Origin of the sequence: Bacillus sp. FJAT-28004 (genome assembly GCF_001280845.1) — a bacterium.
Taxonomy (GTDB): Bacteria; Bacillota; Bacilli; order Paenibacillales; family Paenibacillaceae; genus Pristimantibacillus.
This window is the reverse complement of sequence record NZ_LGHP01000001.1, coordinates 1488881-1500343: the sequence shown is the minus strand read 5'-3', so window position 1 is coordinate 1500343 and position 11463 is coordinate 1488881. Positions and strand designations below refer to the sequence as shown.

Annotated in this window: 11 protein-coding genes; 3 read left to right on the top strand and 8 right to left on the bottom strand. The window is 40.2% G+C overall.

All coding sequences use genetic code 11. The annotated features are described in order from the left end of the window. Positions 1–31: 31 nt before the first annotated feature. The gene (locus tag AC787_RS06095; RefSeq protein ID WP_414730972.1) at positions 32–658 is read left to right on the top strand and encodes a pyridoxamine 5'-phosphate oxidase family protein; all 627 of its coding nucleotides are present in this window, start codon (positions 32–34) and stop codon (positions 656–658) included. Between the two features lie 22 nt (positions 659–680). Here the strand turns inward: AC787_RS06095 and AC787_RS06090 are convergent, their stop codons facing one another. The 6 genes from AC787_RS06090 to AC787_RS06065 form a co-directional block, all read right to left on the bottom strand. After that, a complete protein-coding gene (locus tag AC787_RS06090) occupies positions 681–1523 on the bottom strand; it encodes a DNA alkylation repair protein (RefSeq protein WP_054023961.1) in 843 nt (280 codons plus the stop codon). Between the two features lie 113 nt (positions 1524–1636). After that, positions 1637–2311: a Crp/Fnr family transcriptional regulator gene (locus AC787_RS06085; protein WP_054023960.1), complete on the bottom strand. Its 675-nt coding sequence runs from the start codon at positions 2309–2311 to the stop codon at positions 1637–1639. A gap of 306 nt (positions 2312–2617) precedes the next feature. Continuing rightward, the gene (locus tag AC787_RS06080; RefSeq protein ID WP_054023959.1) at positions 2618–3289 is read right to left on the bottom strand and encodes a hypothetical protein; all 672 of its coding nucleotides are present in this window, start codon (positions 3287–3289) and stop codon (positions 2618–2620) included. Beyond that, positions 3282–3983, bottom strand: a complete 702-nt coding sequence (locus AC787_RS06075) for a hypothetical protein (protein WP_054023958.1) — start codon at positions 3981–3983, stop codon at positions 3282–3284. The genes AC787_RS06080 and AC787_RS06075 overlap by 8 nt, the downstream gene beginning before the upstream one ends. Then, positions 3983–4612 carry a YhbD family protein gene (locus AC787_RS06070; RefSeq protein ID WP_054023957.1) on the bottom strand — a complete coding sequence of 210 codons (630 nt, stop codon included), beginning with the start codon at positions 4610–4612 and terminating at the stop codon, positions 3983–3985. The genes AC787_RS06075 and AC787_RS06070 overlap by 1 nt, the downstream gene beginning before the upstream one ends. 138 nt (positions 4613–4750) lie before the next feature. Next, on the bottom strand, positions 4751–5263 hold the full coding sequence (locus AC787_RS06065) for an ankyrin repeat domain-containing protein (RefSeq protein WP_054023956.1): 513 nt from the start codon (positions 5261–5263) through the stop codon (positions 4751–4753). Positions 5264–5792: 529 nt separating this feature from the next. On the opposite strand from AC787_RS06065, the gene AC787_RS06060 reads away from it, so the two are divergent. After that, positions 5793–6158 carry a DUF3221 domain-containing protein gene (locus AC787_RS06060; RefSeq protein ID WP_054023955.1) on the top strand — a complete coding sequence of 122 codons (366 nt, stop codon included), beginning with the start codon at positions 5793–5795 and terminating at the stop codon, positions 6156–6158. A 324-nt stretch (positions 6159–6482) separates the two neighbouring features. Continuing rightward, the gene (locus tag AC787_RS06055; protein WP_054023954.1) at positions 6483–6902 is read left to right on the top strand and encodes a GNAT family N-acetyltransferase; all 420 of its coding nucleotides are present in this window, start codon (positions 6483–6485) and stop codon (positions 6900–6902) included. Positions 6903–7008: 106 nt separating this feature from the next. Here the strand turns inward: AC787_RS06055 and AC787_RS06050 are convergent, their stop codons facing one another. Then, positions 7009–9471, bottom strand: a complete 2463-nt coding sequence (locus AC787_RS06050; protein ID WP_054023953.1) for a glycoside hydrolase — start codon at positions 9469–9471, stop codon at positions 7009–7011. A gap of 113 nt (positions 9472–9584) precedes the next feature. Next, complete coding sequence (locus AC787_RS06045) at positions 9585–11291, bottom strand: sensor histidine kinase (protein WP_054023952.1); 1707 nt, start codon at positions 11289–11291, stop codon at positions 9585–9587. Positions 11292–11463: the final 172 nt, after the last annotated feature.

Below are 11463 nucleotides of genomic sequence, written 5' to 3'. Positions count from 1 at the left end.
TCATTCATTGGGAGGAATGATTTTGACATTCATTAATAAAGAGGCGTTCATTTCAACAGAAGCGGAGCTAAGATCGCTTATTGGCTACCCTAGCGAGCTCGTTGAGCATAAGGATATTTCTTACTTGGATGAACATTGCAGAGATTTTATAGCGAAGTCGCCTTTCGTTTTTATTTCGACCTCTAACTCAAATGGAGAGTGTGACGGATCACCTAGAGGTGACTCAGCTGGTTTTGTCCATGTTGTCGATGATAAGCATCTCGTAATCCCAGAGCGGCCTGGAAATAAAAGAATAGATTCCTTGCGCAATATACTTTCAAATCCAGAAATCGGGCTGGTTTTCCTCATTCCCGGACTTGGTGAAACACTACGAATTAATGGGCGTGCCTTTATTACAAAAGATAACGAATTGTTAGAAACAATGGCTGCGAACGGAAAGATTCCTTTATTAGGTATTGTGGTCGCCGTAGACGAATGTTTCCTGCACTGTGCAAAAGCATTTAGAAGGTCAAAATTGTGGGAATCTGATTCTTGGCTGCATAAGAATGAATTGCCTTCCCCTTCAAAGATCATAGCATCTCATGTGAATCTTGAAGGAGTAACCTCGGAAATGGTTGCAGCTAGATTAGAAGAAGGTTACACCAAGCGACTGTATTAGTTCTTTTACATACCCGCCATTACTATATAGTTAAGCTTCTTTTAGCTTTTGTCACGATTCGTTTCGTTTCCTTTGTATTCGATTTCTCCAACCAGTCATCACAAATTGCTCTAACCCACTCAGGATTCGTTTTGCTAGCGTCATTCATCCAATTGCCTACAGAATCCTGAACATATTTGGCTTCATCGCTTTTCACTGCTTCTAAAAGGAAAAGAGCCATAGCCGGATTTTCTTTTAGCTCGGTAATATGTTTGGCCCATACGCCTCGCGGACGAGTGGATTCGATGGCAAATCTCCTAATATTCACATCTTTATCATGCACCCAATCATTCAATAAACCAAATGTCGTCTCTAACACCTTAGAGATCGATTCCCTTAAAGCCATCCAAGCAATCTCCCGTACGCCAAAATGGTGATCAGCTGCAAAAGGACGTATGAATCTGAGCTTCTCCTCTATACTTAATCGATCATCCATCCCAATGATATACGCAGCCCAGCAGCGAACACTGTCTGAAAGATGAGCAGCTAATGCATCATAAATTCGAGACTGCTCATTTTCTGATTTCTGAGCAAATAGACTAATCCATTCCCTTGCGATAGCGGGTATGATTTTCATAATCTTTTTCTCGTTCAAATGATTCAGCCTATCCAGAATGGGATCGGACTCTGGTTTCAAACCAAGCTCGTTAAGAACATTTTGCAGCAGTACGATATGATCGACAGCGAGCCATTCCGTCAGATTAGCCGACTCCAGTTTCCCCTTCTGAATCAGTTCTACCACTTCAATTGGAATGTCACTTAACTTACGTGCGGCTTTGCGCTGTAAAACGGAGTCGGAAATCACAATCGTATTTTCGTTATTCATAGCACTTTTCCCTCGCTTGTACGATAATTCATATTTAAATTGGGAGCATCCCTATCCTACTTCTTTTTTTATAAGCGAAGATGTAATCTAGTTTACAACTCTTCCTAAATAACTTAACTTTGCAAAAGCTTTTGTTTATGAATGTAGATTGTTTTAAAACCTGTCTTAATGAGTTTTTGTTCTGCAAGCTCATGTAAAGCTACCGTAACCGCTTCTCTGGTTGCTCCAACTAGATTTGCGATTTCTTGATGTGAGATGGGAAGATCAATTCTGGAATACTCATCCATACTCGTAAGTCCAAACTGATCAGAAAGCTTTATAAGAACATGCAAAATTTTATCGTGGAGACCCCCAAGAGCTAGATTTTGTGTTAAACGACTCATCGCGCTAATGCGATCACTCAATACTTGTAATAAATTCATCATGAAGCGAGGCCGTTGCATTAAAAAGTTCTCAAACCTACCTTTACTCATCAAACAAATATGACTTTCCTCAATCGTTTCAATATAATGATCTCGTGTACCAAATGAAATGATATCCATCTCACCAAATACATTGCCTTCACCCAATATGTCTGAAGTAAATTGCTTACCTTCGTCATTCAGTTTATACAAGCGAACCTTTCCTTTTTTCACAAAATAAAGCCCTTCTGAAAAAGATTCCGGTGTTTGAATAAACGTATTTTTCGGGATAACGGTTATAGAGGTCATTTCATCCATCTCTATCAAGTCTTCTAAGGATAGCGAATTAAGCAAATTGAATTGCGATAAATATTGAATGTTATCCATTTCTCCTCCTAAGCTAGCGATAGGCGTTCAATCAGTCATCGTTTATTATGAAACATACTCTACTATTTCTCGGGAAATGAATTTCCCAAAACTTCCTTATATCTATTCGGTTTATAGCCGTAGGTCTCCGACATCAATAAAGGTCCGCTTTAATTCTGCCCTTATGAACAATAACAGCGCGGTCAATAACATGTTCAATTTCTTCAATTTTTGCCCTAAAAATATCGATAACGAAAAAAAAGAACTGATCCTATGGTCGGTGTCCGTCCAGATTGCAGCCCTTCTCGTCATTCAGCATATCAAATATCATAGTTTTACTTGATTTTTCACGCTTGCACTCTTATGAATCTTTAGTACATCGCGGTACTCAACCGTCTGAATTTCACAATCTGGGCCAATGATCACACTCTCTCCTCTAACCATATCAGCTTTCGTATAATGGAGCTCAATGTTATCCCCTTCTATCAGTCCAGCTTTGAATATGACCCCCTCCTTCGATTTCATCAGCTTCAGAAGTGTTCCGACTTTGCTTCTTTTAATACTAATCTTGCTACCTCCAACCTCTTTCGCCCAGCTAGGTCCAAACATGCTTATGTTTAATCGGTCTGAGCTTAATAATCCATCAATACTTACTGCGCCAGTCATCTGCAGCTCATCCGCTTCACAATCACCAACTACGTCCAAATGTCCTGTTAAATTAATTTTATCTACTCTAAGCCCTCCACTTGTCCTCATCTCCCCTCGTCCTTGCAAGGAAAGTCCATTTAAGCTGCCATCAACGGCACAAACGCCCGTTATCTTCATATCTTTCGCTTTTAGATTTCCGGCGATTTTAACTTCTCCCGTCAATCTGAGCTTCTCACAATCCACATCCCCGTTAAATTTACATTCCCCTGTTATATTCACGTTTTGATAAAACCCGCCCGCTGACGTTGTTTCACCTAGAACTTTCAAATGATTCCGTAAAGGCTCAGTCATTAACCTTCTCCTCCTTCATAATTGTAGCACCGGGATGAACAGACAACTTTGAGCGATACTCTACACGCCCTATCGAACAGCCCTGACCGATGATTACAACATTTCCCCTAACGATATCCGCATTCGTATACTCTATATCAATATAATCGCCTTCAATTACTCCAACACGCAGCTCAGGTTTTAACTTCGGAATGATTCCGCTTAATAATTTATTCCACATCCCATTATCTGCTTGCCTAATGACAAGGCTTTCCACGCCGATCTCACTTGCTTTCCCCTGTCCCTGCAGGCAAAAGTCCAATTGACCCGCACTGAGCAATCCGCCAACCGTGAAGCCGCCCTTACCTGTAAAATGTTCGAGCTCACAATCACCCTTTATGCTCATCATTCCATTAAGTTCACAGCTTTCACCGCTAACTCCGCCCCCGATAGTAAGCAATCCGTCCGCCTTCATATTTCCAAACTTCATGTTGCCTTTTACATTCATCGTACCATTGCATTCGAGTTCGTCTGCAGTAATATCAGCCTTCAACCGTATATGTCCGTTACCATTAAAACGACGCGCGACAATTGTTCCGCTGACTTTGCCAACACCTTCTATTCTTACGTTTTCGTAGGTTCCACCAGCAGCTCCACTAACTCCGTTAATAACTAAATCTGACAACGGGTATTCTTCCATCATTTTTCCCTCCATTAAGAAAGCTTCCCTTTTAATTGTTCAATCAGATCCCCTAAACTTAGCTTGGCAACAAGTCGGACACCTTCGTCAAATACTAATTCAGTTGGCGAGTGCGCCAGTATAAAGGAAGTGACCCCCATTTTCCGTACGAAAAAAAGATCCCAGCTCTTCCCCTCAAACTTCTTCACCTTCTCATTTAAGGTTTGAAAAAGCAGCTCTGCCTCCTCCAAGCTCAGCTCCCCCCGACCAAGCAGGTAGTCAATTGCAAATAAATGCACAAGCTGATCAAACGAATATTGTCCGTCTTTAGCAAATAGCTCTCCGAACTTTTTTAAGGTCAATGATGAAACAATGTTACGCTCCCCAACTTCCTCAGCTGTCAATATCGTAAGGTTAATCGCGGACATATCGGATAACTTACCCGCCAGGTCATCTAAAGAAAGATCATCCTTCATATTTAGAATGTTATGGATGCGTGCAAGCATTGTTTGTTTTGGAAAAAAGGTTTCCTGCCCTGTAAACGTTGATTTCCGGATAAACCACTCCTCAGGAATAAGCTTTTTTCGCTTCCAACGGTACAATTGCCCATACGAAATACCGGTTAAATCCAGTAGCTCCTTCTTCGAAATTAAATCCTTATCCACTACAATCACCTCTTAAAACGATCGTAACATAACACTGTTACGTTGTAAATGCGAAAGAGTAAACCATTAAAAAAAGAAGAAAAAAAACGCTTGGAAGTCCAAGCGTTACATAGTTGTTTAAGTATGTAAAATTATTCCTTACTGAAGCTCTCGAAGAAGCTCCGCGACATTATGATTCCCTTGCTTAACTGCTATAGACAAAGCTGTTTCACCTTCTCTATTTACAGCGTTAATATCCGCTCCATGCTCGGTCAATAAGCGAATGATTTCAATATTATCATCATGAAAAGCTGCCGTATGTAAGCTAGTATGGCCATTACTATCGATTAGATTTGTATGGGCATTATGAGTCATAAACAGCTTGATGACATCCATATTTCTCTCCCCCGCAATGGCTGCATGCAAAGGCGTATTAGAAGGAATGAAAGAAATTTTGGAATGGGATAATGCGTTAATGTCAGCGCCATGATCCAACAATAGCTGTGCTGCTTCTTTATTTCCAAAATGTGCTGCGAAACCGAGTGGTGTTAGCCCGTCGTTATTTTCCGTATTTGCAAGGCTCGGTTGCGATTCTAAAATGTTGTTTAGGCTTGAAATATCCCCTGACTGGATCGCTTGAAACAAATCGCTGATTAATTGATTAATATCCATTCATTTCCTCTCCATTTCAACTGGTTTAATCATTTAACATTACCAAACTTTGTACAGTTGCGTCGACTTTTTCTACACTTTAGTTAAAAATTTGAACATTTAATACAACTATTCAAAACGCTTGAAAGAAGTGGTCTGCTTTGATATGCCTAGAAAAACTAACTGTAGATGAAGGTACAAAGCTAACCCATGTGTCATATGAAGGAGATCATACAGATGTCACGGATTCAGGTATATCACTAAAATAAAATTGGAATATTAATGTATATTTAAAACATTTCCCATTTCAATTGCGTTAGTTTAATATATCGAGATTGTATGCAGAATTTCGACTAAATTTAGTATCGCGTTTCGACTCTGTGCATAGCACGTGCCCCCACTCCTTTTATTTTGGCCACTCGTCTATAAACCGATCGTTTTTCAAATGACCATTAGCTTCATAAAGCTTACAGAACGTTTTACCTGTTCTATTGGTTAAAGTGAATTAAAGAATTCGGAGATCAAAATAATTTCACTGGGAGGTATTAAAATGAAAAACCTTTTTTTTCTGGTAATAATGTTGACATTTTTTTCAGGATGTTCTGTAAATAGTGTAAATGAGGATGATTCAAAAAAAAATTGGGACTATAAAGAAGGATTTGTAGTCTCAAAGGAGGATTCGAAAATATTAGTTGTTCAGAATTCAAATATTACTGAACTTAAACAGAAATCAATCGAAGAAATCTTAGACATAGTCCAGCCTAATGCAATTTGGGTTACAGCGGAAAAAGAAGCTGATTTAGATGTTATTGAAGTAGGTGATCAGGTTAGTATCAAAATTGATGGTGGGGTGGATCAATCATATCCTGCACAAACTTCAGCAAGAAAGATAACAAAGATTAATAAAGACAAATAGTAGCCGCTTTAATTATTGATAGGATAGCTACCTCTTTAATGAGTAGCTTTTTATTTGGACCAGTATCAGCGTAGCTGATATTGGTCCTTTTTGAGGAAGTTGCTAAGTAATTAAACACCATATATCTTGTATTTTTATTGGGATTAATGAGTTCCCAGACTATTCTTTAAGCACCTGCAGGGTAATTTCACCCCTCGCTATTTCGTCACGGATTCAGGATCTATTTTTTACTGCCCTTTTATCAGAAGGATATGGTAGATTAAAATCGTTGAGTGTCTTTTAAGTTTCGTGGTAACTGTAAGTTAATAGAAGGGTGAGAGACGTATGGAATTATATATATCAAATGAATTGAATAGCGAAGATAAAGCTTATATTAGCAACAATATGTTTGCCTTTAATTTAAAGCACTTCCCTGATGACTTAAAAGGCAGGTATCAGGAGGTTAATCTGTTTCTAAAAAACGCTGATGGTCAAATATTCGGCGGGATTCTTAGCGAAATATGCTGGAACTGGATGCAGGTCGAATACTTATTTGTTGCTGACGAAATTCGCAAATCAGGATATGGCAAGCAGCTTTTGGCCGAGGCAGAAAAAATAGCTAAAGCGAAAAACTGTGATTTCATAAAACTGGATACACTAAGCTTTCAAGCACTCGATTTTTATAAGAAGCAAGGTTTCGAGGTATTTGGAACGATTCAAAATGCTGGCGGATTTACGCACTATTATTTAAAAAAAGACATTTAACCTTCAAACCGACCAAAACAACCAGAGTTATGATCATTATACTGACCTTCCATGAAAACCCCTACTCAATGAGCGGGGGTTTCACTATAGATATGAAGGAAAATCACTACTCTTTTACACGTATACAAAGTATCCCTGCATTATTTGAATGGCTGAGCTGTACCGCTTGTTCAGCAGAACTAATCTCTTTCCCCCACTGAACCCTATACCTAAACTCATAGTACCCGCCAAGCGTCGCTTTAAAATTCGTTTCCCAGTAATTCGTTAACACCCATGCGTATAATTGATCATATTCACCTTCAAGCTGCTGACCGTTTACTTTTCTTTGCCCATAAGCAAGCGGCCCGACTTGAACTAGCGGCGTATCTGGAGTAGCAATGGACAACCCTGCATCATCAGCGATGTAGGCAAGCCCTTCTTGGATGCTGTAATAATCAATCAGGGTGCCTGGAATTTGATCGATCCCTGGACGAATAAGCGCACCGGATTTTTCCATCCAAAGCTGTTCTTTGTCTGCACCTGTTCGAAGCGGCAAGGCGATGTACACATTTTCTGGTTCCCATACGCTGTCTTTATGCATACGCACAGAGACATCGACGCGCGGGCTGTCTATATATACTTTTAAGAATAATGAAAAATAGCTCATACCCTTTATTTCATAAATAAGCTCAACTACACCGTACAATTTGCCGTTCGTTATTTCTTTGATGCCAGACAACCGACCACTTGAACGTTTGACATCGATGCCTTTACGGTTGCGCCCCATTTTGCGGCGTACTTCCGCCATCTGACTTACTCCGGAAACCGGGGTAACTTCATATACAGGTGTAAATGCACCATGTTTACTGCCTTCACTAATCATTTCTCGATTCATCTGCTTGTCGTACCAGGAAATGATCCCTTTGCCTTCTTTCCACGCGATCCGAACAAATGGCGATTCGATATAGTTCTCCGTGATAAGCAAGCCCTGCTTCTGCTCTGGTACGAGATCAATCAAATCCTCCATATCGTATACGCCGTCATTCCCTTTCAATCGGTTACTTCTTGTTGTAGCGCCTTCTTTATGTTCCGCATGGCGGAGAATGAAAACCTTCTCCTCCTTCGGCGCAAGATTAATCGGCAATGCAATTTGAAATCCTCGGCTTACCCAATCCTCTTGGTGCGCGTACACTTCTGATGTCTGTTCATCAACAACCTCAATGCCGCTCTTAAACATCGGCGGCTCCCAGCCGTCTAGATACATATACGCCAAGTCTTCTACCGCATGATCGAATGAATTGATTACCTTAAAGCGAAATGGACGTCCCGGCGAGAGCAGCATTTCCCCTTGTTCGTGTAATACTTGATCAAGCGCCGTGAATACGAGTCGACTTGCTACAGCAGCGTATGATTCTTTGCGTACCGCCAGTGACTGCACCATTGGATGCCAAGGCTCATAGACCGAGGAATGATAGCCCCATGTGTGTTCCGCATACATCGTCAACTGATGCTCTGCTTCATCGATAACGTCTTGTTTGACAATGTTGCTGTTTGGATCAAGCTGTTTGACTAGACGAAGTGTTCTTTGGGCGTCACGGAAAATTTGAGTATGCATCGCGGTCGAAGCAACGCCGTCCGTCCACCAATCCGGCCAATCGCCTTTATATACTGGAATCGAATGTTCTTGTTGTTTAACTTGTTCGAAGAAATGGCTCAATGTTGTCATTTCTATTTCTACGAATTCACCAAACTTCTCATTCCATTCATTCATGAAATCCATTATAGAGCCGTTCGGAGCAGCATTATCGCGCAATAGCCCCATCACGTTCACCAAGGCAAAATCGTAAGGATACTCTTCCTTCTCTAATTGACGGAAATAGCGCATGATCCGATTTTCTGCCATTTCCCAATGGTTTTCCGCTAAAGCACTTCCATTAAACTCATCCCGAATCGTATAGGATAAAACAGCTCCAGGGGACAAGCCGAGGTCGTTTCCAAGCATATAATGCTCCCCGTTCCATACGAGCAAACGATCGCCTTTTGGTGTTTCCCAATAAAACGGATATTGTTTGCGACCAGCTGCATACATGCCATGATGCGTATGAATACACGAAAGCAAATGTTCGACGCCGGCATCAATAAGCGACTGTGCATAACCCCAGCTATAACCGTTAATATCCGCAGTCATTGCCGAGTTCATGATGACGCCATGCTCTTTCGCAAACGTTGAAGCTTTCAAATGATTTTTACTCAAAATATCGAAATCTAATAATTCCGTCATGTTTAAGTACGTGCCGGAAAGCTCAATGTCCCCTCGCTTCAAAGCAGCAATGAATTTCCCCTTTAGTTCATCCGTTGCACGTGCCCAGAACTGTTCAACTGCCCAAAACGTTTCGCACGTCCATTTAAAACCTTGCCAAGGTTCTTTTTCCCCTGCATCTATGGCATTTACCGTTTCAATCGCTTGACGGATAAAATCAACATGAAATTGCTCGATCTTTTCCTGTCTTTCCGTATATCCAATGTCAGTATGAGAATGATGAATCACATACATCTTCCACTTCTTCGCTGGTCTTGCTACTTTATTCATTTCGTTCTCCCTTTCTATAAATGAAATATGTACTCAATCGTAGGCATACTTTCATTGTAGAGGATCGGAGAAATGGGAGAAATGATAAACTTTTTAGATTCATATCGTATTTTTTATTTTAGATACTTGGGTATTCGCACTTCTACTATCGTTCCTTTACCCATTTCACTTTGAATCGTTATCCCGTATTCTTCTCCGAAATAAATTCTGATTCGCTCTTGGGCATTGAACAAGCCATATGATTTCGACTGCTTGCCAAGCACCGTGTGAATGACAGCTTCGGATACCCCAGGACCATTGTCTTCAACCATAAATACGATAACATCATCGATTAGATCAGCCTTTATTCGCAGCATTCCGCGTCCTTCGCGTTTGTTGTCAATACCATGTTCAATCGCGTTCTCGACGATTGGCTGCAAAATCAATTTAATCATATCGAACTGCAGCACATTCTGATCCACTTCATAGATGAAATCAAAGTTATTGTCGTGCATAATAAGCTGCAGCTCCACATAAGATTTCGTATTTTCCAGTTCGTCATATACGCTAATCACATCTTGCCCTCTATTCAACGTTGTTCGGTAAAACTTGGATAATGTCGTTGTGATTCGGCTGATATCATAGGCTTCAATATTAATAGCTTTCCAATTGATTAAGGACAATGAATTATATAAAAAGTGGGGATTAATTTGTGCTTGCAGCGCTTTAAGCTCCGCATCTTTCTGAACAACCTTACTGCGGTACACTTCATTAATGAGCTCATTAATGCTCTGGAGCATGTCTTTAAACTTTCCTGTCAATTCACCGATTTCATCATTTGAATCTACAACGATCTCAACATTTAAATCCCCACGCGTGACCTGCTTCATCTTCTGATTCAAACGGTAAATCCGTTTAACGAATGTGGCTGATAATATCCATATCGTCAGCAATAAAACGACTAAACATATGCTGACAGTTAATATAGTGGCTTGCACAATTTTTTTTGCATCAATGCCTACCGCATTTTTGGGTACATAAAAAATCATCGTCCATCCGGTGACGGCGATTTCATTTCGAATCACAATGAAATCGCTATCATTAAACGTTAAACGATAGTCTACCTTTTTGTTGTCACCTGCTGAATAAATCGATTCTGAAGGCTGCAATCCGGATTGATGAGTAAAAATAGCATTTCCATCCTGATCATATATTACAATTCCGTAATCACCAGAAGATGCATTAACCAAACCATCAAATATTTTTTGACTATCGAGTTCAAAATAAACCATATTTTTGAGACTCGACATTTGATCTCCTATGATGCTGCGAACCCCAAACAATGTATCTCCTTCTTTTAGCCAATTCGTTTGTCCATTCGTCATCACCTCGTTAAACCAAGGCTTATCCACTACATGTTTTATGGATAGAATCGTATTTCTTCGTTCGGTCATGTCGTTCTCTGTGTATACCGTCAGCTGTTTAATTTCATCATTCAAGAAAAGAATCGTATTAAATAACGGATCGGCAATCGTATGCAAATCGTTATACATATAATAATAGTTAGAATAATCGTTGTTGAAAATTGCCTTTATGCTCGGGTTAAACGTTATGGATTCAATAGAGGCGTTATACTTTTTAAATTTATAGTCCAAATTGTCCGTTAGTTCCGCTACATTATCCGTTAAGGCTAGTTGTGCCTGTTGAACCAATAGGCTTTTGGATTGAACATAGGAATACCAACCAAGTACAGTGAGCGGTATAATAATGACAAACAAATAGGAAATAAACAATTTATGCTTAAATCTTAAATTTCTAAAAACCCGAGCCAATTTCCCCATCCTTGATCCACAATCCTTCCTTATGCAACCCCTACTCCCATCCAATCTAAAAGTACCATTGGCATTCTCTAATGACAACCTCAAATGCATATTGCTCGCTTTGCCAATAAAAAAGCCCGAGATTTCCGACTAGCGGAAATTCGAGCTTACAACCTTACCGCGAACATGCGGT